This is a genomic window from Puniceicoccaceae bacterium (genome assembly GCA_040224245.1).
Taxonomy (GTDB): domain Bacteria; phylum Verrucomicrobiota; class Verrucomicrobiia; order Opitutales; family JAFGAQ01; genus JAKSBQ01.
Map to the genome: position 1 here is coordinate 39798 of JBEGIR010000026.1, position 24671 is coordinate 64468.

Here is a 24671-nt window from a genome sequence, read left to right on the forward strand (position 1 = left end):
TCATGCACGCCCGCAATGCGAAAGCATGTGAGTCGTGTCTGGTGGGGAGAGAGTCGGTGCTGCGGCACCTGAACCTGAAACTGGAACGATGGGACTATGTGGTCGCCCTCGCTGGAAACCCCAACACGGGCAAGAGTACGGTCTTCAATGCGTTGACCGGACTCAAGCAACACACGGGCAACTGGCCGGGCAAGACCATCACCCGCGCAGAGGGTGGATTTGAATTCGACTCGAAAAAATTCAAACTGGTGGACTTGCCGGGAACCTATTCTCTGCACACCCAATCCCCCGATGAAAGTGTCGCTCGGGATTTCATCCTGAACGGACAACCCGATGTCACAGTGGTGGTCTGCGACGCGACCGCAATGACACGCAACCTGAACCTCGCGATCCAGATTCGCCAAATAACGGGACGTGTCGTCATCGCGCTCAACCTCATGGACGAGGCGCGCCGGAGTGGTATCGAAATCGACTGCGAGGAACTATCGCATGAACTCCAGGTTCCGGTGATTCCCATGGTCGCTCGTCGAAAAGAAGGACTCGAAGCCCTGATGCAGGCTGTCGCGGATTGCGCAACTGATGGCACCCCGCCATCGCCGCTTCCAGTCGAGTGGCTCAACGCCGAAGCGAGGAATTGTTTCTCACAAACCCGCACTGCGCTGGCGGCACATCTGCCGGACACCCAAACACTGGACTGGCTGACACTTCGAGTACTACAGGGATTTTCGTCGGAATTGCAGGAATATCTGGCCCCGGAAATCCTCGACCCCATCGCCCAACAGGTTCGCCAGGATATTTCCGAACATCGGCTTCAGATTGACGATCAGGTGACGGGTGCGATCTTCGCCAAGGCCGATGCCATCAGTGCCCGAATTTGCAGGGAAAACCACTCGATGAACTACCTTCGCATGAAGGCATGGCTGGACACCCTGCTCATCGGAAAATGGACAGGCATCCCCATCATGGCACTGATGTTTGCTGGAGTGCTGTGGTTGACTATTGTCGGTTCCAACTATCCCTCATCCATGCTTTCAACGCTTCTGGTAGAGCATGGCTACACCCTACTGCGCACGGGTGCGGAACAACTCTCACTGCCACAGTGGCTGATCGGACTCTTCGTTGACGGCATGTACCTCACTGTCGCCTGGGTTGTCAGCGTCATGCTGCCTCCCATGGCCATTTTTTTTCCATTATTTACCCTGCTGGAAGATTTTGGATATCTGCCCCGGGTTGCGTTTAACCTCGACGGATTGTTCAAAAAATCGGGCGCGCACGGCAAACAGGCGCTGACCATGGCGATGGGCTATGGATGCAACGCCGCAGGCGTGATCGCCGCACGCATCATCGAATCCCCCCGAGAGCGACTGGTTGCAATTCTGACCAACAATTTTGCACTCTGCAATGGCCGATGGCCAACCCAGATTCTGATCGCATCACTCTTCATCGGCGCACTGGTGCCAGCGCACTATGCGGGCCTCGTCTCTGCATTTGCTGTGGCAGCAGTGGCCTTTCTGGGTGTTTTGCTGACCTTTCTGTCATCGTGGCTGCTAAGCCGCACGCTGCTTCGTGGCGAAAGCTCGGCCTTCAGCCTCGAACTGCCACCCTATCGCCCTCCCCAGATCCTGCGCACCCTTTATGTATCCCTCATTGACCGTACCCTGTTTGTGCTTTGGCGAGCTATTGTCTTCGCCGCACCCGCCGGGATTGTGATCTGGGGCATTTCCAATCTGCAAATCGGAGACCAGTCATTGGCCCTGCATGCCATCGCATGGCTGGATCCCATCGCTATGGTCTTTGGACTCACGGGAGTGATCCTGTTGGCCTATCTGATTGCGATTCCGGCCAACGAGATTGTGATTCCAACCATCCTCATGCTCACGGTTATGCAGACCGGGCTATCCATTGATGGCGCCTCGGGTGCGGGCGTGATGTTCGAAAGTGAAGAATTTCATGCGCTCAGTGCATTGCTGACCGCCGGAGGATGGACAACCCTGACTGCGGTTTGCCTCATGCTATTCAGCCTGTGCCACAATCCCTGCTCGACCACCATCTTCACCATCTACAAAGAGACGCACAGTGTGAAATGGACTACAGTTGCCACATTGATGCCGCTCGCCTTTGGATTTGGCATTTGCGCGCTCGTCGCTACCCTCTGGCGAGGGATCGCCTGACCCCCTGCCTCAGAACAACAAGGCCTGGCTAACCTCCATCTGCGCAAAAGCGCTGACCCCAGCTCACGCGTCTGGCAAAGGATCCGACTGCTCGGCTTCCATCAGTTCACACTGTGCCTGTTCCCACTCCTCCATGGCTGACTCCAGATCGCGCTTTGCCTGATCGTAGGCCTGGAGATCACGCTGCTGATCCGGTCGGTTGGAAAAGAAGGAAGGGTCTTTCATGCGCTCCTCCCAGTTCTGAACCTCCTGCTCAAGCTCAAGCGCACGCTGTTCCCACTGCTGCACCGCTGCCCGAAGCGGACGCAGGCGAGCCTGTCGCTCAGCGCGCAATTTGCGTATCAACTTTGGATTGCTGCTGCTCGAAGCATCATTGGTGCCTGCTGCCTCAGAAACCCGACCTGCGGTGGGCACACGCGCTTCTTCTTCCACCTTTTCAAGATACTCCGACACGTTGCACCAGAACATGCGGTGCCCCCGTGGATTGATTTCGAGGGTCTGCTGCACGATGGGGTCGAGAAAATCGCGATCATGGGAAATGATGAAAAACGCTCCTTCGTAGCACTGCAATGCCTGCTGCAGAATCGCTTTGCTCTGAATGTCGAGGTGATTGGTCGGCTCGTCGAGGATCAGAAAATTCGCTGGTTTGAGCAACATGCGGGCCAGTGCCAGGCGATTCTTCTCCCCACCGCTGAGCACGGCCACCTTTTTGAACACCGCATCACCGGAGAACAGGAATGAACCGAGGATGTCCCGCGCACTTTGCTCCCGCGTACACCCACTTCCCATCGCTGACTGCAGCACACTTTGCTCGGGATCGAGCTGATCCGTCTGGTGCTGGGCAAAATAACTCAACTGTGTTTTTTCCCCAAGTTGAATCTGCCCCTGATCCGGAGCTTCCTGGCCCGCAATCATGCGCGCAAGCGTGGACTTGCCAGCACCATTGGCACCAACAACAGCGAGTCGCTGACCGCGCTCAAGTTTGAGATCAAAGCCATCAAACAGGCGAATGGGACCGTAAGCCTTACAGATCTGCTGCACGGACACGATGACCTGATTGCTTCGCGGAGGCTCCGGAAAGCGGAAAAACACAGAAGATTCATCCTCTTCCACCTCGATTCGATCAATCTTTTCGAGCTGCTTGATACGACTCTGAACCTGTGAGGCCTTGGATGCCTTTGCACGGAAGCGGTTGATGAATCGCTCGGTGCTCTCAATCTGTCGCTCCTGCGTTTCCTTTTGCGCAAGCAACTGTTCCCTTCGGATGCGTCGCTGCTGCTCGTAGTAGGAATAATTCCCCGCATAGACCTCCAGCTTTCCACGCGAAAGCGCATACGTGCGATTGGTCAGCAGATCGAGAAATGCGCGATCATGAGAAATCAGAACCAACCCGCCCCCGTAAGACTGCAGGAAGTTTTCCAGCCAGCGCTGTGACGGCAAATCCAAGTGATTGGTCGGTTCATCCAGCAGCAAGTAGTCCGGGTGTTGCAGCAGCAGTTTGGCGAGCGCGATGCGCATTTGCCAGCCACCAGAAAATTCCGATGTCGAACGTGACAGGTCCGAGTGTGAAAATCCGAGTCCAAACAATATCTTCTCTGCACGAGCTCTCAATTTGTGGGATTCACGGAGCCTGAGTTCATCCTCAATGCGACGGATGACCTCCCACACATCGGATTCGGTATCCTCTGCCTTTGAAACCGCCTCTGACCCCATCTCGGCTACCTCCGCATAAGCCTGCTCCAGGTGGCGCTGTAGATCCTGAATGGAAGTCTCCGCCGCCTCGACTTCCTCGATGAGCAGTTTTCCTTCGCCCGATATGCCATCCTGTGGAAGATAGCCGATGGAGATGCCCTTTCCGATGGTCACCCGACCACCATCCAGTTCCATGCTTCCCAGTAGAACCTTCAAAAAACTGGTTTTACCCGCACCATTGCGACCGGCAAGGCCGATGCGATCACGCGTTGAAAGGTTGCAGGTGATGTCATCAAAAATCACCTGGGGTCCAAATCGCAACGACAATGCATGCACCTCAATCACGTCGGCAGCATGCAGTGAAATCACCGCTCGGGTAAAGTCTTTTTCACGGGAGATGGCACCGTTATCCTCAGCGGAAGCTTGGCGAGCCGGCGGGTCAAGGAAGCTGATCCAACAGCTTGCGCGCCTCCCGATAGGTATCCCGATCCCACTCAGACCGAACGACTTCCAGATAGGAGCGCGCCCGGTCGATTTCGTCCAACTCAATGAGGCATTGTGCCATTTTCAATGGCAGTAAATAGAAGTATTCCTGCTCCACCATTTCTGCCGTCAGCCGCTTCTGCAACCGTTGGTACTCCTCAACAGCCTCCTGATAAAAATGCTCCCCCTGAAGAATCGTGCCGATGCGAAATGAACTCCAGTTGCCGATATCCTCCGCACCCGCCTGGTATGCAAGATCCCGACTGCGTTGGTACACTTCGAGCGCATCCAATGGCTTGTGGTTGATCTGGTGGGAACGCCCGAGAAAATAGGCAAACAGAGGATTCGCCGGGTATTGCCGGACCAGGGGTTCAAATCCGGCGATGGCCTTTGGCCCGTCCTCCGCAATACTGTAGTGAAAATAGGCCACATAGTAGCTGGCCTCCACGATGGTCCACTCCCCTTCTTCCATGCAGCGCTGAAGCTTTTCGATTCCCGCCTGCGCTGCACCGCGAAAGCCCAGTAATCGGGCAAGCGGTTTCAGCAGAGTCGGTGCATCTGAAAGAAAAGCTTCCGCAACGCCCAATGCAAAATAGGCGTCAGCATAATTGGGTTCTTCTTCAACCAGTGAACGCAGGATGCTCAAGCCCTCCCGTGCATCGAGATAGGCACGAAACCACGAAGATTCCTCCACATAAAACCGGGCGCGGTTGCAGCGGTTGACGCCATAAAAAAACCGCGCCTGCAGGTCGGATTTGTCTTCTTTGTACCAGCGCTGCGCAAGATCAATGGACTCCGAAAGTCGCTCCTCCGCACGTTTGCGTTTGGCTTCGTCAATTCGATCAGCCTGATAAATCCAGTAGGCAGCAGTCGATGCCACAAACGCATGCACGGGATCATTCCGGTCAAAAGCCTCGGATTCATACCAGTCAAACGCCTGTTGCTCAAAATTGTAGGCCCGTTCGATTGATTCCATCAACCGCTCCCGTTCCACCTCAGAAGCGGCCATACTCCATCCGCCAAGAAGGAGGCATATCCTTAAGATGCAACTGAATCGTGAGCAAAACATGAGGGTCTATTTAGAAAGCTGATATGAGCACGTGAGAAGGACGCAATGCGAACGCCAAAGGTTCTGTAGAAACTGAAATCGTTTTTTCGTACATGCAACCCTGCACAGGATTCCATGCAAAACAATATTGTCACGATTCAGGATCGTTGGGTGGCGAGATATTGCCGGATCCTCTGCTCCCACACCCAAGCCGAACGCAAGGAATCGGCCAGTGATGTTTCGGCTTTCCAACCCAGCACTTCATTGGCGACACGTGTATCCGCCCAGACCTGCTCCACATCACCAGCTCTGCGTCCGACGATGCGGTGAGGCACCTTCACACCTGTCACCGATTCAAAGGTTTGAATCACTTCGAGGACCGACACTCCCCTGCCAGTTCCAAGATTAAAGAATTCAAAAGATTTCGAAGTCTTGCCCTGCAACAGACGGTCGACTGCCACCACATGTGCTTTTGCCAAATCAACCACATGGATGTAATCGCGGATACAGGACCCATCGGGAGTTTGGTAATCATTTCCAAAAACCTGGAGTTCCTTTCGCAATCCCAGTGCAGTTTGTGTCACAAATGGCACCAGATTATTGGGAACCCCACGGGGAAGTTCACCAATCAACCCGGATTCGTGAGCACCGATCGGGTTGAAATAACGCAGAGCGATGCTCTTCAGAGATGCACTTGCGCGAACCGTATCCGCGATGATCTCCTCACAGATTTGCTTTGTATTGCCATAGGGGGATTCGGCTTTTTTGATGGGAGCACTTTCATCCACGGGTAGTTGATCAGGCTGGCCATAAACCGTGCAGGAAGAGGAAAAAACCATATTCGCGATCTGGTGATCCTGCATGTTTTCGAGCAGGTGCAGCAGCGATGTCAGGTTATTGCGATAGTACAACAGTGGGTTTTCCACACTTTCACCGACCGCCTTGCTCGCTGCAAAATGCACGATACCCTGCAGATCTGAAAACCGTCCCATGAACACTTTCACGGCTTGGCGATCAGCAAGATCCACCTGCTCAAACACGCAATCTTTTCCGGAGATCTCGCGGATGCGATCCAGAACAAAGGGTTCGGAATTTGAAAAATTGTCAACGATCACTACCTCGTATCCGGCAGCCATCAATTCAACTGCGGTGTGCGAACCAATGTATCCAGTTCCACCCGTCACGAGTATTCTTCCCTTGGATTTCATAGCTTTCCTGTGTGTTAAACTTCACCTAATCAGAGCGATGCGATTCAGGAAAGTCCTATTTTAACAATTCCGTCGCACAGGTGGAAGGAGAAGAAAATCCATACAGCGGAAGCTTGCAGCTCACGTTCATCCGAAGTAGCGGGAGCTTCCATCTCGCGCCTCACCCTGTGCAATTCCCTTCCTCCCACCTTCAACGTTGACTCTGCAATCAAACTTCCAGCTTCGCTCATTGCTTGCAACAATTCCAAACGACCCTTCGTCTAGGAAAAGACATGCACGTTCACGCACCCAACACCCTTTCCGCAGCCAGCCCTGTTCAACCCCTGGCGTCAACGTTCCTTGCACGATTCACCGTCCTGGTCGCGCTGGTACTGATGGCAATGCAAACTGCATGCAATCCTTTCGCCAAAAAAGCTCCCGAGCTTGAACAACTGATGGATGCAGATTCCATGGCGGTGCTCTGGTGGGATGTTGCCGCAACTCCCATGGATTGGGAAAAAATCCGCAAAACCTGGCAGCAACACGAACCCGCCATGCGTGATGCACTGGGGGATGGTTTCAGCGATTCTCTCGAATCCGCTGGCATTCAGCCTGAAGATTTTTCCAAATTCATTCTGGTCGCTGACACACTGGATTTCTCTGAAAATGGAGACATCGAAGAGGCGTTGCTATCAGCATCGTGGATTCTCGGCATCGACTTGAACGGATACCTGGCGGCGGATGTGCTTGCGTTTGCCATCAATGCTCAAAGCGCACGCACCGGGCTGACAGCGCGCCAGTCAAGCAGTGAATCCCCCGGATTTGAACGAGTGGATCTGTATGATACGGAGAGCCATACCCTGCGCTACTCGATTGCGGTCTTTGCAGCAGAAACCACCCAACTGCGCATCGGCACTCCCGAGAGGGTTCTGCGTTCGATTCATGCCCAGCCCGATGATCGCATGCCCATGCCCGAACCAACGCTTGCCCAGGAACCTTTCTGGTTTTTACTCAACACACCTGAAGCCCTTGCCGCGCAAGCTCGGGAATGGGAGAGCGCTCTGCCCATTGACACGGGCATGCTGTTGAGGGGGTTTGAATCCCTTCGAATCGCCAGCCAATGGAACGGTCAGGCACTGGAATCCGTCGTCAGCCTTAACTTCGAAAACATCGACGGCGCAGACACTGCCTACTCCATCCTGAACCTGGCCCATCGCTTTGCGTTCAAGCCCGTCCTTCGCAAAAGCATCGGTGACGCCGATCACTTTCTACGGTCCCTTCGGCTCGAACGCAGAGGAACCCACGTGCACTACCGCTCGCGCTTGAACCCGGAAGACGCCGCCGTCATACAGGCCTGGGCCGAACGCATGAACGCCTCGCCCGTTGTGCAGTTTGCTTTGGATTTGATTCAGACTCCCTGATTCGCCAAGGTGGGCGCATGTCGCGGATTCTCGTAGGTATGTCAGGTGGAGTGGACTCCACAGTTGCGGCCCTGCTACTGATCAAGCAGGGGCACGAGGTTTCCGGTGCCTACATCAAGACCTGGGCCAATGAATATGATGTGTTCGGAGATTGCCCGGCAACAGAAGACATCGAATACGCCAGCTCCGCGTGCAAGCAGCTCGGAATCGATTTTGAGGTCGTCAATCTGGTCGACACCTACCATGAACAGGTCGTGCAATACCTGGTCGATGGCTACCGTCGCGGCATCACACCGAACCCGGACATCATGTGCAACCGTGAGATCAAGTTTGGTGCCTTTCTTCAATATGCGCTGAAGCAGGGTTATGAATCCGTTGCCACGGGACACTACTGTCAGCGCGTTCAGCACAATGCTCTCCCATGGATCGCCGAGGGAGTCGACTCGAACAAAGACCAGTCCTACTTCCTTGCCATGGTGACATCCGGGCAGCTTCGGCATGCACAATTTCCCGTGGGGGCACTGACCAAACCGGAAGTGCGACAGCTTGCCGCAACACATCAATTCCCCAACGCCAACCGAAAGGACAGTCAAGGAATCTGCTTTCTCGGCAAGGTAAAAATCAATGATTTCCTGCGAAGCTACATCCCCGACAAACCAGGTGCGATTGTTAACCTGCAAGGGAAGTTGCTTGGTGAACATCAGGGATTGCACCACTACACCATCGGACAGCGCAAGGGCATTGGCATTCCCAGCAATCATGACTTCAAGGCCTACGTGGTGATTGCAAAGGATCTCGAACGCAACGAACTGATCGTCGCATTTGACGAAGCGGATACCCCGGGACTGTACTGCGAATGGGTGCGCGTGCACAGTGTTTCCCATGTGACCCTCCCATTTCTCGGCGAGATCTCTCCGCTGACCTGCAGGGTTCGCTACCGCGATCCCAAAGTTGCCATCCAACAGGTCGAAGCGCTCGATGATGGTTCATACAAGGTGCATTTTGCACAACCACAGCGAGCACTTGCAGCGGGTCAGGTGCTTGCGTTTTACGAAGACAACCGACTCCTGGGTGGAGCCATCATGATTCCTCCCCACTTCCATCCGCAGGACTGAGCAGGGAACGGCATTGCCAGCCGCAGGCAGTGAAGGCTGCGGATCAACTTCAATCGGGCCAGACGTAGGCTTCCATGTCGGGAGGAACAGTGGCCAACGCCTCTTCCATCGTCGTAACCCCTTCCTTCACTTTGAGAATACAGTCCTGATGCAGTGTTTTCATGCCATTGCGCATGGCGATGCGCTTGAGTTCGGCAGTTTCGAGTCCATCGTTGATGCCTTTGACCAGTTCTTCCGTCACGAGCATCAACTCGTGTACACCGACACGTCCCTTGTATCCACCCGTAGCTGCATTGGGTCCCGTTGCGCTGGCGCGGTAGATTTCTCCGACCCAGCGCAATGCACGCTCGATGATCTCGGCCTCATTTCCCTCTGGCACATAAGGTTCACGGGAAATCTTGCAAACCCTCCGCATGAGGCGCTGGGCGCAGACGCAGAGCAGGGATGCCGAAATCATGAACGGTTCGATGTTCATGTCCGTCAGTCGAGCCACCGCACTGGGCGCATCATTGGTGTGCAGAGTACTGAAGAGCAAATGCCCGGTCAGCGCCGCCTCAACTGCAATCTGTGCGGTTTCTTTGTCACGAATTTCCCCCACCAGAATGATATCCGGGTCCTGGCGGAGAAAGGCGCGCAGCGCGGCAGCAAACGTTAACCCGATCTTTCGATTCATCTGCATCTGGCAAAGACCGTTGAGTGTGTATTCAATGGGGTCCTCGGCCGTGCGAATGTTGATGTCGGGTGTATTGATCTCGTTGAGTGCAGAATACAGGGTCATGGATTTCCCCGAACCGGTGGGTCCGCAATGCAAGATCATGCCATAGGGACGCTGAATAACGTCACGGTAGCGCGTGAGATTGAATTCTGAAAATCCGAGAGCAGTGAGTGGCAGCGTACTCTTCTGTTTGTCCAGGATTCGCATGACCACCCCTTCACCATGGTTGAGCGGTGCGGTCGCTACCCGGAGGTCAATGTCGATGCCTTTGCGATTGAATTGCTTGTACACGATGCGCCCATCCTGAGGGATGCGTTTCTCAGCAATGTCCAGATTTGCCATCACCTTGAGTCGCGCAAGCAGTGAACTGCACACCTTTACCGGAATATTCAGCTTCTCCTGGCAAACACCGTCCACGCGCACTCGCACGCGTGCTTCGTTTTCAAAAGGTTCGTTGTGGATATCACTTCCGCCTGAATAATAAGCGTCTTCGATGATTCGATTGGCCAACTGAATGATGGGTGCCGACTCTTCCGATCCCTCATCATCCTCCTCAAAAACCGAATCCTCGATCTGGAACTCCATACCGAGCTTCTCAACCACGTCACTGAACCCGATCGAAGCAGGATTCTGCTCAGGTTCCGATAGAATGTGATCGAGAACACCCTCAAGCGCGAGCAGTACAACCACTCGCATCCGTGTTTTCTGGGCAATCTGATTCGTGAGCTGCAGTTTGAAAGGGCTGTTGAGTGCGACAACAAAATACTCCCCTACGACTCCGACCGGAAGCACCTTGTTCTCGAAACAAAAATCCCGGTCAAGCTTCTCAAATGTGAATTCATCAATGACAAAATTCCGAGCATTGAAGGGGTGCAGATCAAAGGCCCTTGCGCGTGCAATCAAGAGGGTTTCATCCGTGACACGGTGCTCTTCAAGCAGGAGTTTTTCGATCGCATCTCCCGACAAATCATTCTCAGAATTGATGATGGAATCAGCGACATTGGGCGCGAGCACATTCAAATCCACCAGTTCCCGGATGATTTTGGTTTGGATTCTTCCTAAAGGCACAGCAACAGATCTGGGAATTATACAAGTGAGTCGAACCGAGGCATTTGGCCATTTGATTCCATCACGGACGAGACAAAAACTGGGGAGCACTCTACGTCACCGACTCCCTGAAATCAAGCTGCCATCGCCACAGGATCGCAAGTATTTCGTCGCGACCCAACAAAGCAAAGCGGGTTTCAGATTCCCAAATTCTGCATCAATTCCACCATGGGTAGAAAGAGAGCAATCACCAGAAACCCAATGCTGAATGCCAGAAGGAGTATCAAGGCAGGTTCGAGCAGGGTCAGGAGATGGTCGAGGCGCTCTTCAACCTCCGTTTCAAACAGCTGAGCAATTTCGGTCAGCATGGAAGCCAGAGAACCCGTTGTTTCACCGACATGCACCATGCCTGCAAACGCTTCCGGCATGCGTTCATCCCGTTCCAGGCACAGTGCAATCGAACGGCCATCGCGGACCTGCTTTCGCAGCTTGTGCATGCTCTGCTCCAAAACGCGGTTTTGAAGGGTCGCCGATGCAGTTTCCAACGCCTCAAGCATGGGGACTGCACTTTCCAGCAAGGTTGCCAGACAGTGACAGAAACGAGCAAGAGCAGTTTTTTTGCGAAGATCCCCAAACACGGGGAGCGCAAGAACCAGAGCATCCCACCGCTCCCGAAAGGACTCCACCCTGAGAAGAAATCCGACAAGCGGCAAAGCAAAGAAAAGTCCTGCGATACCCCAGCCTATATGGGAGGACACCCCATCGCTCACATCGATGACCCATTGTGTCATTCCGGGCAAACGAGCACCCTGAAGCATATTGCTGAACATTTCCTCAAATTGTGGAACCACCCACACCAACATTGCTCCCACTATGCTCAGCGAAGCCGCCAATACGACTGCCGGGTAAACCATTGCAGAGCGCAGTCTGCCGTACATGCGTACTCGATGGGAGTCATAGCGAGCCAAGCGTTCCAACACCGAACTGAGGACCCCTGCACGCTCACCGGCAACAATCAACCCCACATACATGGGACCAAAGACTCGAGGCCAAACCCTCAGCGACGCCGAAAAGCTCTGCCCATGCTCGAGCATGTGAATCTGCTCCGTCACGATTCTGTTCATCGCTCCTTTCGAATGCTGGCGCTGCAGAATTTGAAGGGCCTGAACAATGGGCACACCCGCTTTCAGCAAAGCTGCAAGCTGCTTGGAATACAGGGCGATCAGATTGGTCGGAATGCGCAACCGCTCGCGCGATGACGCAAACCATGCAATGTGGGACAAGGCACGGAGCATGAGGAGATGAACTGGAGGGTCCGCAAGGAGGCGAAAACCTCACTGCACCTGAAAGGCGGCTTATGGGCAAGTGCAAAGACCTTCGCTATCCGTTATTTGTATTTCGCCATTGCAGATTCGCTGCATCAGCTCACAAGGAATAACGCCAATCAATCAGTGTGGCCTGGGGATAACCTCGCCCTTTCCATTCATGCCATTTGAGGTGAAACAGAATATCCAACGGGTAGCGGCTCTCGGGGATTCGGGAGGGAAATCCCCACCCAAGGCACATCAGATCATAGTCCATTCCCCACAAACTCACCCAACACTTAAAATTGTCCGCTCCAAACCGGGACACACGCGAGGCGAGCTGAGCTCCCCGCATTGCGAGCACCGGATCCGGGTTTCCCACCCCAAACGGTCCCAGGCGGCGCAGTTCTGCCATGAACGGCAGCGTCAAATCCGCAGCCTGCACCCACGCGTCCACTTCGACACTCATCGGTTCCACAGGTTGGCACTGCTCACCTGAAGGATCGACCTGAACAGTGATCGCTTTCGAAAAGGTTCTCCGGAACACATCAAGGTTTTCCGGTCGCACGCTTAACCCTGCCGCCATGGGATGACCACCCCAACTCTCAAGATAATCCTCGCACTGAGCCAATGCATCGATGATGTTCACCCCTTCGATACTGCGGGCAGATCCCCTGGCCAAATCCCCTTCCAATCCCAGCACAACGGTCGGTACACCAAACTGTCTCGCGATTCGACTGGCTACAATGCCAACCACGCCGGAATGCCATTGGGAATCGTAGAGCACTACAGACTCGTGTGGACTCTTGCGAGAGAGATAACTGATCGCCTGCTCATGCATCTCCCGCTCGGTCGACTGGCGGTCCTGATTGAGCGAATCCAGCTCGTGAGCGAACTTGACACACGCACTGTACTGCTGACAGGTCAGCAGGTTCACGGAAGTCGTTGCATCGGCCATGCGCCCGCCCGCGTTGATTCGCGGACCGATCTTGAAACTCACGTCGCTGACATCGAGATCCTGCCCATAAGGAAGTCCGCACACATCCATCAGCGCCTGAAGCCCCATGTTCTTGCTCTTGCTCATGCGGTGCAGTCCATGACTCACCAATACCCGATTCTCACCCGTCAGTGGGACCAAATCGGTCACCGTACCCAGTGCCACCAGATCGAGTTGATCCTTGAGGCTCAACGCATCAGCGGCCGTATGACCGGAAGACCTCAGGCGCATTAGCAACGCTTGCATGAGCTTGAACGTCAGTGCCACCGTACAAAGCATGATCGCTTCCTGCGCTTCGTCAGGATAGAGGTGCGGATTCACAATAATCGCTTCCGGATGCACTGTTGATCGCACTTGATGGTGGTCGATGATGAGCACATCGAGTCCGTGTTCACGCAGTGCCTCGATTGACTCCCGATCATTGCTGCCACAATCCAGCGTCACGACGAGATCAAAATCCGCCTTATCGTGCAACAGACGCGACTGCACAAGTCCGAGGCTTAGGCCGACTCCATCATCGGATCGCTTGGGGACCGAGTGATGCGGCTCCAAGCCCAATTCCCGCATGACGTTGACAAAGAGGGCGGTGCTGGTCACCCCATCCACATCGTAATCCCCCAGCACAAATACGCGTTCCTGTTTCTGAATTGCCTGGATGAGCCGCTGCACGGCCTTCTCCACACCCGGAATGCTGAAAGGACTGGCCAACTGGGACAAACGGGGCTGAAGAAAGCGTTTCACGGTCTTCAGGGATGCCGTTTGCCGACGCGCCAGGAGCACTGCGGTGGTACGGCTGAGGCCGAACTCCTTCATCAGAAGTTCGGCCCGTTCGTTATCAAAGGCCTTGAGGGTCCAACTCAATCAACCGGACTCCCTCTCATTCTTCAGCGCTTTTGGAAGACGCCTGCCAATCGTATTTGGGAAGAATTTCCCGCTCTTCGACATGCTTGCGATCCCCCTTGTGCCACCAGTAAAAGATCGGGCTGGCAATGAAGATGGAAGAAAAGGTTCCAGTGAGAATGCCCACCATGAACACGAAGGCAAAATCCTTGATCACCCCTGCACCAAAAATGAAGAGAACCAGGGCGGCCAGCAGCGTGGTCAAACTGGTCAGTACGGTGCGGGCGAGCACCCGATTGATTGACATTCGAATCACATCCCAAAGCGATGCATCGGGGTTGAGTCCAAGTTCCTCACGAATGCGGTCAAAGACCACAATGGTATCATTGATTGAATACCCGAGAATCATCAGCACGGCCGCAATCATCGGTGAAGTAAACTGGCCACCGAAAAGTACAAAGATCCCGAGTGTCATGAGAACGTCATGAACCGTCGCAACAACTGCACCGACACCATATCCCACCTCAAAACGCACAGCGACATAGAGCAAAATGCCGATCAGGGCGATGGTGATTGACAGGATCGCCTTGCGCTGGATTTCCCCGCTCACCGATGCACCGATCTGGGTTTCACCCAAAAGTTCAAGTCCACGGTCGGGAAACGCGAGGGACAACGCCTCAAAGTATTCAACACCTCGGTTGGGTTCGGTTTGCACCTTGATCAGGGAGGTGTCGTCCCCAATCAGATTCTGATAGATCGCATTGACCTCACCAAAATTTCCCTTTTGCGCAATATCCTGAAACTCCGCCATGGAAACTTGTTCCTGATATCCCACGGTCAGTTCATCTCCCCCCACAAAGTCGATACCAAAAATATGCTCGTGGTGGAAGACCAGCCACCCGGAACCGAACAGCACGATGCTCCATGAAATCACGAATGCAGGCACTCGCAGCTTGAGAAAATCGATATTCGTCCGACCGATCAGGTTCAAGCCGAGGATGCGCTTTACCTTGATACCATCCACCAGCACATCGAGTACCAGACGACTGATCACCAAGGCGCAAAACATGGAAGCACCAATACCAATCGCCAACGTGACCCCAAATCCCTTCACCGGCCCGGTGCCCAGGTAGATCAAAATCACCGCAGTGATCATCGTGGTAACGTTTGCGTCCACGATGGTGGAAAGTGCCTTGTCAAAACCACCCTTCAATGCAACCGATGGACTCTTGCCCGCCTGGAGTTCTTCGCGAATACGCTCGAAGATGAGAATGTTCGCATCCACGGCCATGCCGATCGTCAATACCAGCGCGGCCACTCCCGGAAGCGTCATGGTGGCACCAAGGCTCGCAAGAATGCCAATGAGGATGATGATATTACAGCTCACTGCGATCACTGCCGCCAGACCTGCCAGCCAGTAATAAAGGATCATGAATCCTACCACAAGTGCAGCACCCAGAAGTGCCGCCTTCACGCTGGCATCTCGTGCATCCTGCGCAAGCGAGGGTCCGACTTCCGACATTTCGGCAACCTCAAGTTCCACCGCCAGCGGATTGTTGAGCACGTTGGCCAGTTCAATCGCCTCGCGCTGCGAAAAGTTGCCCGAAATCACGGCACTGCCGCCACCGATGCGCTCGCGCACAGTCGGAGCACTGTAGAGTTTTCCGTCCAGCACAATTGCCAGCTGTCCGGTGCTTTGGCGTCCAGTCTGACTGTAAATTTCCTGATTTTCCTGTGCAATGCGTCCGGTGAGTTCAGCAAAACGGTCTGCACCTTCCGACGTAAAACTGAGACGAATCTCGTAACCACCTGTCTGGTTCATGGCCGGAAATGCCTGATCCAGAATATCGCCAGTGGCCTCGGGAATCCGCTTGATGAAATAGGGAACAAAGGTGATGTCTCCCGTTGCGGGATCTTCAATCTCCTGCACCATGCGAACATATCCGGGAGGGGAAGATTCGTTGGGATTGTTGGGATTGGGAAATTCGGTGCGGTGGACCAGTTTGAACTCCAGGCGAGCTGGCTTTTTCACAGCGTCAACCACATCTGGATTCTGACGCAGGTCCAGGCCGGGCATTTGTACTTCGATGCGGTTGTCACCCACAGCACGGATGAGCGGTTCCGATACCCCCAAACCATCGATACGGTTGGCCATGATGTCGATTGCCTTGGAAAGTTCCTCCTGGCGAAGGTATGCATCCCCAGACTCCCCGGCAGGCTGACTCATTGCAAGGGTGAACGAAACCCCGCCCTCAAGATCGAGTCCACGCTTCAACTTCCCTTTTGACTTCCCATACAGGTATTTCAGCAAAACCTCGTTGCGGTGACTGAGGTTGCGAATGTCACGCAAATTCACGTGAGGAAAATATTTCGCAAAGTCAGTCTCTTCCTGATCGCCGAGTTGGCGCAGCGCGATGTAAACTGAAGGCACTTCCCCGGCTTCCACCCGCTGTTCGGCGGCATCAAGAATCTGATTAAACTCCTCCTGGTGTGCACTGACGTGCTTCGACAGGTAGGTCGAGAAGTCAATATCATTGAAAGGAAGGAAACTGATGACCGACCAGACCAGTATCGCGAGCGATATGCCTAGTTTCCAAAGCGTTTTTGTTATCATTGAATAGGGTTTTGAATTTGCAAAGGGGATGCTGCGAATCAGGACTTTTTCTCGGTACTGGTGCGCACAATCTTCTGATGCACGTAGGAAGGATTCATCTCAACCTTGGTGTTTTCAGCAATCGACACCACGATCCGGTCATTCTTGACACTGGTAACCTTGCCAAAAATTCCCGATGCAGTCATCACTTCGTCACCTGCCTTAAGTTCCTTCACCATTTTTTCGTGCTCATTCTGCTTCTTGCGTTGAGGTGCAATCAGCAGAAAATACATGCCTCCGAAAAGCAGCACAATGAAACCGATCTGAAACATGGGGTTGGGTTGTGAAGCAGGTGCTCCCTGCTGTGCCAGAAAAATGCTGGACTGTAGAATATCGAATGAACCAATCATAATGTAATAAAAAGCGAAAATTTGAACCCTCCACCGAATCCAAAGTCAAGATTTAAGGAGGAGGGAAGCCAAGTTCTGCAACGATGCAACGCGATTACACCGAACGAGATGCAACAGCCCCTGCCTGGCACTGAGCCAACACTCCCATCCCATTACGAGAGATTTGGGTTCTCTGATTCTCACCCCGTCAAAAAGAAGGGTTGATTTTGCCTTGGCATTACTTCCATGCTCTGAACCGGTCAATCGTATCCCATGAATGCCATGCTCGAAACGTCCCGCGCAGTCAACTACTGGACTCACGACCTGAGTCCCTTTCTGGTTCAATTTCCGGACGCTTGGCCCTGGCCTCTAGGCGGCAACGGTATCCGGTGGTACGGACTAGCCTACATCGCCGGATTTGCCATCGCTTACCTGCTCTTGCTCTGGTATCACCGAAAAAAGCAGTCTCCCTACGGAGCCGCAAGCGTGGCAGATCTCGCAACCTATCTGATTCTCGGAGTGATGATTGGAGGGCGATTGGGGTTCATGCTGTTTTACGACTTCGAGTTATGGCTGCACGAACCGCTTTCGATTTTCCAAATCTGGCGCGGCGGCATGTCCAGCCACGGTGGAATGATCGGGGTCACCATTGCGGCGATTCTCTTTGCACGCCAACGCCAACAGAGCGCCTGGCAAATCGGAGACCTGATTGTGACCATCACTCCACCTGGACTCATGCTCGGACGGCTTGCCAATTTCATGAACGGCGAACTCTGGGGTAACCCCACAACGGTGCCATGGGCGGTGATTTTTCCTGAGGCTGATGGATTGCCCCGACATCCCTCCCAGCTCTATCAGGCCGCTACTGAGGGGCTACTGCTGTTCTGCTACATCCAGCTGCGATTCTGGGGCAAATTGGGTCCTCGCCCGCTTCCTGGGCAATTGATCGGGGAATTTCTCATCGCCTATTCAATAGTGCGCATTGGCTGCGAGTTTTTCCGCGAGCCGGATGCCTCGCTGATCCTGGGATTTTCCCGAGGTCAGTTCTATTCCATCGGAACCCTGATCGCAGGAGTGATCGTCATCGGCGTTCTTGTCATCCGCAAGCGATCAATCTCCGGTCAGTAGCCGCGCTGTCCTGCAGCAATGGGACGCTCAATGGGGTTCCACCCCCTCTCTCAGTCGCGGCTTTGACAGAGCAGGATGGGGATGCGACAGTCCCGAATAATGGATTTTCCAATGGGTGTACCCAACCCGTGAAACAAGTGACCACCCCGACTCGCACCAATGACAAGGAGATCTGCCCGGATTCGTTGAACAGCCTCAATGACCGTTTCATCTTTCGAACCCTGGAGTTTCTCAATCAGAACCTCGGCACCTGCCCGCTGCAACCCCGGAACACTGGCTTCGATTTCACCCGGAATCCCATCTTCGAAGGTGTGCATCAGGTGAACCTGAAGGCCAGTCGGATCGAGATCACGCTGAAACACATCCATTACAAATCTCCATTTCTGGTCATCGGCGAGCACACAGGCAACCTTACGAATGGGTTCCCATCGGCGTGATGAAAGCAGACAGGGTACCTGTGCATGCCGGAGAAAACGTCCCAGGTTTGCACCAAGGTGCTCCTGATCGTAGGAGAAACTGTCACCACGCTTGCCAAAAACCACATGAGAATAGCCTACTCCGCTGGGGTTCAATGCTTCCGAGGGACGTCCTCGCCCGACGACAAAATCAAATCGGTCCCGCCACGGGGTTTCCTGAAGCACCTGCTTCACACGTCGTTCCAACTCTTCCAGGAGATCCTGCTCCTGTTTGTGGATCTCACTGAACAATCCATTGCAAGGTTGCAAACCGATTCCAGCACCCAGCTCATTCACCACAGGAACTTGATACTTCGAAACATCCGCAATATGAGTCACGATCAGGCGCTGAGCACCCACCCTGTCTCCCAGCCAGACAGCATGCATGAGCGACGGTTCAGTGTAGTCGGACCCATCAACACAAACCAGGATGTTCGCAGCTTTGGAACTCGGCGGTTTCACAACAGGACGGGATTCGGCAGGGTTCTCAGAAGTGGGTGTTTGCGGGCACGATTGCGTCCTTCGCAACCATCAGAATGCCATCGCGAATGGTGATCCCATTCGGATATTGCCCATCATCTTTCCCCTCAGGACTCAATATCACATTATCCCCCAGTCGCGCATTTTTGTCGATGATCGCATTCGTGATCACACAGTTGTTGCCAACCCCCAGCCGAGGAATTCCGCGCACAGCCTTGCCTTCATAATCCGACTCGTCTTCATAGCTGTCATTGCCCATCATCACAACATTGGTGAACTTCACATTCTCCCCCACAATACTGCGAACACCGACTACACTGCGCCGAATCTCTGCACCACGGATGATGCAACCGTCTGCAATCATGGCTCGGTCCACAGTGCTGTTGATGATCACCGATGCAGGCAAAAACCGCGCACGTGTGAAAATGCGGTCATGCGGATCAAAAAAATCGAAAGGCGGATTTTCATCCGTAAGCTTGAGATTTGCCTCAAAAAACGCCGCTACAGTTCCGATGTCTTCCCAGTACCCATCAAAGATGAAACTCCGCAGTTTTTTCTTCCCCAACAGATCCGGGATGATTTCCTTCCCAAAATCCGTGTGCTCCGAGTCGAGTGCATCGATCAATACCGGAGCATTGAAGAGATAGATCCCCATTGAGGCCAGGCAAGCGCGCTCGGATGAATCCCGACCCACGGTTTGCAGTAATTTCTGGCTTACGAGATACTCATTGATCACTGCAGGATCGGTCGGTTTTTCGACAAATGAACTGATGCTGAAATCATCGTTCGATTTCATCAGGCCAAACCCCGATACTTCTGCTTCGGGAATCGGAGTTGCTGCGATCGTCGCATCCGCACCACATGCGCGGTGGTGTTCGATCAATTCGCGAAAATCCATGCGGTAGAGCTGGTCACCGGATAGAATCAGGATCAGGTCCTTCTTGCCCGCACCAAAGTGGATCAGATTCTGTCGCACCGCATCAGCTGTCCCTTGATACCAGTTGTCCCCCTTTTCCGTTTGCTCTGCCGACAGGATGTCCACCAAACCACCGCTAAACGGATCAAAGGAGTAGGTCGCCTGAATGTGACGGTGCAGCGAAGCCGTATTAAACTGCGTCAACACGTAAATTTCATTCAGTCCCGAGTTCAGGCAATTGCTGATCGGTATATCCACCAACCGGTATTTCCCGGCAAGCGGCACCGCAGGTTTACAACGGGGCTGGGTGAGAGGGTATAGCCGCGTGCCACGTCCGCCTCCAAGAACGATACTGATGATGCGAGATCTCATATTGGGATAATTGGGTTGATGGGTTTAAAGGAACCTCGGGGACCGCTGCCAACACCCGGCAGCCACATTCAAGCATGGGTCAAGCCTGGCAAATCTTCAACCCATTTTGTCGCGTTTGCAGTAACAATTGCTCTTCCGTTCCCCTCTTTCACATCTGGTGATTACGACACGGGGCAACGCCCTTCATCAACTTCATGTTCCACAGGGGCAAACAGTCCATTTATTCACAAAAATAGATTGCTTTAAACAAATGACAGGCAAAGAGTTAATGTCGTTCTTGACATTTTGCAATGCTACGACATTAGTGAACAACAAGCGGCAGAGCGACAGTGACGCTGCCATTCTTTTTTGGTCTCACCCGATTTCCCTACAATGCGCTTCGATCGACTCATTTCCCAAAACCGAATCATCGACATCAAATCCAAAGATTTGAGGGGAGCATTTACCGAGCTGATCGAGTCTTTCAACATACAGGAGTCCAAAACACTCACGAAGCGGCGCATCTTGAACGATCTGCTCGACCGCGAAAAAACACGCACCACCTATCTCGGTGATGGCGTCGCGATTCCCTACGCCCGCATTAACTGGACGCGCGGTTACGGCGTGGCAATCGGACGCTGTGCGGAGGGTCTCAGCCATGACAGTCCCAGTGAGTATGGAAAAGTCCGCATCATCGTACTCCTTCTCGTGCATGAAAAAGCGCGCAACTATGTGCGCGTTCTCTCAGACTTTGCCCAGATCATCCGAGAGGAATCCATCATCGATTCCCTGCTTTTTGCAGATTCGCTTCAGGAATTCCGCAAGGTCGTCAAACAAGTTTTCAGCGGAGTCACCAAACACCCGCAGATCGAATACTCGCGCATCAACCGCAACATCATGAAAGAAGCGGAAAAGATAGCGCAAATGTCACAGTGCACCTCGATCATGATTTTTGGAGATACCTTCAGTTCTTCCTTTTTTGAATTGGGTGTCGATATCAAGGGCCTCAAAACCGTGCTGATCTCACCCGGAAAATCCGACTACTCGGGAAATCTGCCAAAGATGGACCATATCATCCCCCTGAGAAGCTACTCCAATACCCGGCTTTCCCAGATGCGCAGTGCATTCATTATCGCGCTCGGAAAGGGTGTATTCAACACAGAGGAGGTCGTTTGCTGTGTTGGAGGAGTTCCTAAGAGCAATCTGCTCGATACCATCATTGTTGTGGATGTGGACAAGGAGTTTCAGACACTCATTCCAGGCAAGAGCAATGTGATCCCTCCCGGCGTACAGGTCGAGGTGCTTGAGCGCGTTCTCACCATCGCCACCGAATTGTCCATGGAAGGACGGGAGGGCAAACCTGTTGGCGCGCTATTTGTCATCGGGGATTCAGAGGTGGTCATGGAGCACGCTCAGCCCTTACTGCTCAATCCCTTTTTCGGCTACAGCGAAGACGAACGCAATGTGCTCAATCCGTTTATGGATGAAACCGTCAAGGAGCTTTCCAGTATTGATGGCGCCTTTGTGATTCGCGGAAATGGTGTGCTTGAATCCGCAGGCAGTTTACTGCGACCCACCAAATACCCGCAGAATCTGCCGAGCGGCCTCGGGTCACGCCATGCGGCTGCAGCCGGGATCACGCTCAGCTTCAAGTGTGTCGCGATCGTTGTGTCCTCAAGCACGGGTCACGTCAGTCTGTTCAGTGGCGGTGACATGATCACGCTCACTGAAAAGAAGATCGGAGGCAATTTTTAGATTGAAGTGAACTTGCGATCCCGCTTTTCTCGTTCCTTTTAACCAGAACACAACGATGCCAAGAGAACATGTCATTTTGGAATGCACTGAAGCGCGTGCCGAGGGAAAACCTCCCTCACGCTACATGAGCACCCGCAACAAAAAGCTGACGCCAAACCGGGTCGAAAAGAAGAAATACAACCCGCACCTGCGTCGCCACACGGTGCACAAGGAGATTAAATAACCCGCATTGCGGTTTCTCCACCCTCTCCGATTTTCAGATGAAAGGGCTCGGTTGTCTGCTGATCGATCTGCAGGATTGTTTTCTGAAAGCAATGCCGGATCGCTTCGAACTGACGAACCGGGCTGCTTTCGTTTTGCAGGCCTGCAAACTGCTCGAGATTCCCGTCTATCTATCGGAACAAGTTCCGGAAAAACTGGGCGGTACTTCTGAAGAACTGCTGCGCCACGCACCTGATGCGTATGTCTTTGCAAAGCAAACCTTCTCCTCGTGGACGGATGCAGGCTTTCAGGAGCGCCTTCAGTCCGACGAAATCTCTCATTTGCTGATCGGTGGGATCGAAACACCGATCTGCGTCTACCAGACAGTCATTGCTGCCAGGGCCGATGACATGCCCGTCACCCTGCTTAGTGATGTGATTTCCTGCCGACGCCCACAGGACGCCGCCCCTGTGATCCACACACTGGAACAGCACCATACGCTGCACCTCCCTAGCGAAACCCTGTTTTATTCAATACTGGCGCAGGCCAGCCATCCCGCATTTCGGGAATTTACGAAACTGGTCAAACAATACCAGTAACGAGTCTACCTGCAGAAGGCGCGTTTTGGGGTTTCGCGTCTCCACAGGATACGTTGAGACTCACATCAGCACATTCGTGTCAATAACCGCGCTTCTGTACCTTTTCGAAGTCGGCCTTGACCATGATTTCGCATAGGCGTTCCGCCTTGGTCTCGGCTACCCAGCCCAGTTTTTCCCTCGCCTTACTCGGGTTTCCCAGCAGTTGCTCCACTTCAGTCGGACGGAAATAGGAGGGACTGACCTGCACACGCAGTTTTCCGGTTGCCCGGTCGTAACCTTTTTCCTCCACTCCGCTGCCACGAAACTCAAGATCGATGCCGACGTGCTTGAAGGACCATCGCACAAAATCACGAACGGTGTGCATTTCTCCTGTCGCCAGCACAAAATCCTCCGGCGTATCATGCTGCAAAATCCGCCACATGCCCTCCGTATACTCTGGCGCGTAACCCCAGTCGCGCTGAGCGTCCAGATTGCCAAGCACCAGGGTTTCCTGTTTTCCCAAAGCAATGCGCGCAGCGGCACGTGTGATTTTGCGTGTGACAAAGGTTTCACCCCGACGTGGGGACTCGTGGTTGAAGAGGATCCCATTGACGGCATAGATGCCATAGGCTTCACGGTAATTGACAATGATCCAGTATCCGTAGAGCTTGGCTACCGCATAGGGAGAACGAGGGTAAAACGGAGTGGTTTCAGACTGCGGCACCTCCTGCACCTTTCCATAAAGTTCTGAAGTTGATGCCTGATACAGTCGTGTTTTTGATTTCAATCCAGTCTCCTTGATCGCATCCAAAAACCGCAGCGTGCCAATCGCATCAACCTCGGCCGTGTACTCCGGCACCTCAAACGACACCTTGACGTGACTCTGTGCGCCCAGATTGTAGATTTCGTCAGGCCCAATGTTTTCGAGCAGACGGTTCAGATTGCTCGAATCCGTTAAATCACCGTAGTGCAGGAAGAGCTTCGATCCATGGATCTCCGGGTTGTTGTAGAGGTGATCGATGCGCCCGGTATTGAAAGAACTTGATCGCCGGATCATGCCATGCACGACATACCCTTTTTCAATGAGCTGTTCAGCGAGGTAGGAACCATCCTGCCCGGTGATACCTGTGATAAGTGCGGTTTTCATATAGTTTAGTTAGTTGGATGGGAGAGGTTGAACGTGAGTCCAATCAGGTCCGAACAAGTTGAAGACGAAGGCATTTTTCAATCCCCCTTGGATTCAAGAAATTTCTGCATGATCGGTAGAAGCATTTTTGCCTGCTTCTGCCATGATCGCAGGCGCTTGAGCCGATCTTCCATGATGTCAGGGACCTCATCGGCAGAGGCTGCTACCAACTGTTCCAGATTGTGCAGTCGGTCTTCACCGCTTTCCAGATGTGGATAAATCTGATCCCTGAGGAAGCCTGAAACCAGACGCTTGAGGCTCACCTCCGGAAAGAAATGTTCCCGACGGTCTCCAGGCACAAAAGCCAAACGAACCGCACCCGCTTTACGCAAAAAATTCAGCCCCTGGCTGACTGTGCCTTTGCTCATACCCAGTCGTAGCATGATGGTATCCAGATGCACAGGGTCCTTCTGGCAAAACATAAACCCATAGATCGCACCCACCGATTTGCGGAACCCAAAAAGGTTGGCAACGCTGGTAAACAGCATGACCATCTCGCCCTCCCACGGTTGGATCGCAGGAGTATAAGGTGCATCGTCAATGTCGGTTCCGTTCATTCACAAAAGTAGAGTCAACCCAACCACAGCTGTTCATTTCGGTCAATAAGTTTTGAACAATC

General features: G+C 53.4%; 19 protein-coding genes. 7 read left to right on the forward strand and 12 right to left on the reverse strand.

Translation table 11 applies throughout. From position 1 onward, the window contains the following. The first annotated feature begins 2 nt into the window (after window positions 1-2). Window positions 3-2171 carry a ferrous iron transport protein B gene (feoB, locus tag ABQ298_04265; protein ID MEQ9823578.1) on the forward strand — a complete coding sequence of 723 codons (2169 nt, stop codon included), beginning with the start codon at window positions 3-5 and terminating at the stop codon, window positions 2169-2171. Between the two features lie 63 nt (window positions 2172-2234). Here feoB and ABQ298_04270 read toward each other — a convergent pair whose 3' ends face one another. The 3 genes from ABQ298_04270 to galE form a co-directional block, all read right to left on the reverse strand. Beyond that, window positions 2235-4232, reverse strand: a complete 1998-nt coding sequence (locus ABQ298_04270) for an ABC-F family ATP-binding cassette domain-containing protein (protein ID MEQ9823579.1) — start codon at window positions 4230-4232, stop codon at window positions 2235-2237. A 70-nt stretch (window positions 4233-4302) separates the two neighbouring features. Continuing rightward, window positions 4303-5355, reverse strand: coding sequence for a hypothetical protein (locus ABQ298_04275; GenBank protein ID MEQ9823580.1), 1053 nt, complete (start codon window positions 5353-5355; stop codon window positions 4303-4305). Window positions 5356-5552: 197 nt separating this feature from the next. After that, window positions 5553-6602 (reverse strand): UDP-glucose 4-epimerase GalE, encoded by a 1050-nt coding sequence (gene galE / locus ABQ298_04280; GenBank protein MEQ9823581.1) that lies wholly within the window; start codon window positions 6600-6602, stop codon window positions 5553-5555. Window positions 6603-6874: 272 nt separating this feature from the next. Here galE and ABQ298_04285 point away from each other — a divergent pair, with 272 nt between their 5' ends. Continuing rightward, entirely contained in the window at window positions 6875-8002 is a 1128-nt protein-coding gene (locus ABQ298_04285) for a hypothetical protein (GenBank protein ID MEQ9823582.1), read from the forward strand. Between the two features lie 17 nt (window positions 8003-8019). Continuing rightward, window positions 8020-9117 (forward strand): tRNA 2-thiouridine(34) synthase MnmA, encoded by a 1098-nt coding sequence (gene mnmA / locus ABQ298_04290; protein MEQ9823583.1) that lies wholly within the window; start codon window positions 8020-8022, stop codon window positions 9115-9117. A gap of 49 nt (window positions 9118-9166) precedes the next feature. Here mnmA and ABQ298_04295 read toward each other — a convergent pair whose 3' ends face one another. From ABQ298_04295 to yajC, 5 genes are all read right to left on the reverse strand, one after another. Then, window positions 9167-10900: a GspE/PulE family protein gene (locus tag ABQ298_04295; protein ID MEQ9823584.1), complete on the reverse strand. Its 1734-nt coding sequence runs from the start codon at window positions 10898-10900 to the stop codon at window positions 9167-9169. Between the two features lie 176 nt (window positions 10901-11076). Beyond that, window positions 11077-12174, reverse strand: a complete 1098-nt coding sequence (locus ABQ298_04300; GenBank protein ID MEQ9823585.1) for a type II secretion system F family protein — start codon at window positions 12172-12174, stop codon at window positions 11077-11079. Window positions 12175-12304: 130 nt separating this feature from the next. Further along, on the reverse strand, window positions 12305-14041 hold the full coding sequence (gene recJ / locus ABQ298_04305) for a single-stranded-DNA-specific exonuclease RecJ (GenBank protein MEQ9823586.1): 1737 nt from the start codon (window positions 14039-14041) through the stop codon (window positions 12305-12307). A gap of 16 nt (window positions 14042-14057) precedes the next feature. Then, on the reverse strand, window positions 14058-16634 hold the full coding sequence (secD, locus tag ABQ298_04310) for a protein translocase subunit SecD (protein MEQ9823587.1): 2577 nt from the start codon (window positions 16632-16634) through the stop codon (window positions 14058-14060). 38 nt (window positions 16635-16672) lie between these two features. After that, the gene (gene yajC / locus ABQ298_04315; GenBank protein MEQ9823588.1) at window positions 16673-17023 is read right to left on the reverse strand and encodes a preprotein translocase subunit YajC; all 351 of its coding nucleotides are present in this window, start codon (window positions 17021-17023) and stop codon (window positions 16673-16675) included. Window positions 17024-17275: 252 nt separating this feature from the next. Here yajC and lgt point away from each other — a divergent pair, with 252 nt between their 5' ends. After that, complete coding sequence (gene lgt, locus ABQ298_04320; GenBank protein ID MEQ9823589.1) at window positions 17276-18130, forward strand: prolipoprotein diacylglyceryl transferase; 855 nt, start codon at window positions 17276-17278, stop codon at window positions 18128-18130. A gap of 50 nt (window positions 18131-18180) precedes the next feature. Here lgt and ABQ298_04325 read toward each other — a convergent pair whose 3' ends face one another. Together ABQ298_04325 and ABQ298_04330 are read right to left on the reverse strand one after the other, a co-directional pair. After that, on the reverse strand, window positions 18181-18972 hold the full coding sequence (locus ABQ298_04325) for a universal stress protein (protein MEQ9823590.1): 792 nt from the start codon (window positions 18970-18972) through the stop codon (window positions 18181-18183). Between the two features lie 100 nt (window positions 18973-19072). Next, complete coding sequence (locus ABQ298_04330) at window positions 19073-20353, reverse strand: glucose-1-phosphate adenylyltransferase (protein ID MEQ9823591.1); 1281 nt, start codon at window positions 20351-20353, stop codon at window positions 19073-19075. Window positions 20354-20725: 372 nt separating this feature from the next. Here ABQ298_04330 and ABQ298_04335 point away from each other — a divergent pair, with 372 nt between their 5' ends. The 3 genes from ABQ298_04335 to ABQ298_04345 are packed head-to-tail and all read left to right on the forward strand — an operon-like array spanning window position 20726 to window position 22887. Continuing rightward, window positions 20726-22087, forward strand: a complete 1362-nt coding sequence (locus ABQ298_04335; protein MEQ9823592.1) for a diadenylate cyclase — start codon at window positions 20726-20728, stop codon at window positions 22085-22087. Window positions 22088-22142: 55 nt separating this feature from the next. After that, window positions 22143-22310, forward strand: a complete 168-nt coding sequence (gene rpmG / locus ABQ298_04340; protein ID MEQ9823593.1) for a 50S ribosomal protein L33 — start codon at window positions 22143-22145, stop codon at window positions 22308-22310. 37 nt (window positions 22311-22347) lie between these two features. Continuing rightward, window positions 22348-22887: an isochorismatase family protein gene (locus tag ABQ298_04345; GenBank protein ID MEQ9823594.1), complete on the forward strand. Its 540-nt coding sequence runs from the start codon at window positions 22348-22350 to the stop codon at window positions 22885-22887. A 79-nt stretch (window positions 22888-22966) separates the two neighbouring features. Here ABQ298_04345 and gmd read toward each other — a convergent pair whose 3' ends face one another. Further along, on the reverse strand, window positions 22967-24013 hold the full coding sequence (gene gmd / locus ABQ298_04350; protein ID MEQ9823595.1) for a GDP-mannose 4,6-dehydratase: 1047 nt from the start codon (window positions 24011-24013) through the stop codon (window positions 22967-22969). Between the two features lie 77 nt (window positions 24014-24090). After that, window positions 24091-24609 carry a hypothetical protein gene (locus ABQ298_04355; protein MEQ9823596.1) on the reverse strand — a complete coding sequence of 173 codons (519 nt, stop codon included), beginning with the start codon at window positions 24607-24609 and terminating at the stop codon, window positions 24091-24093. Between the last annotated feature and the right edge of the window lie 62 nt (window positions 24610-24671).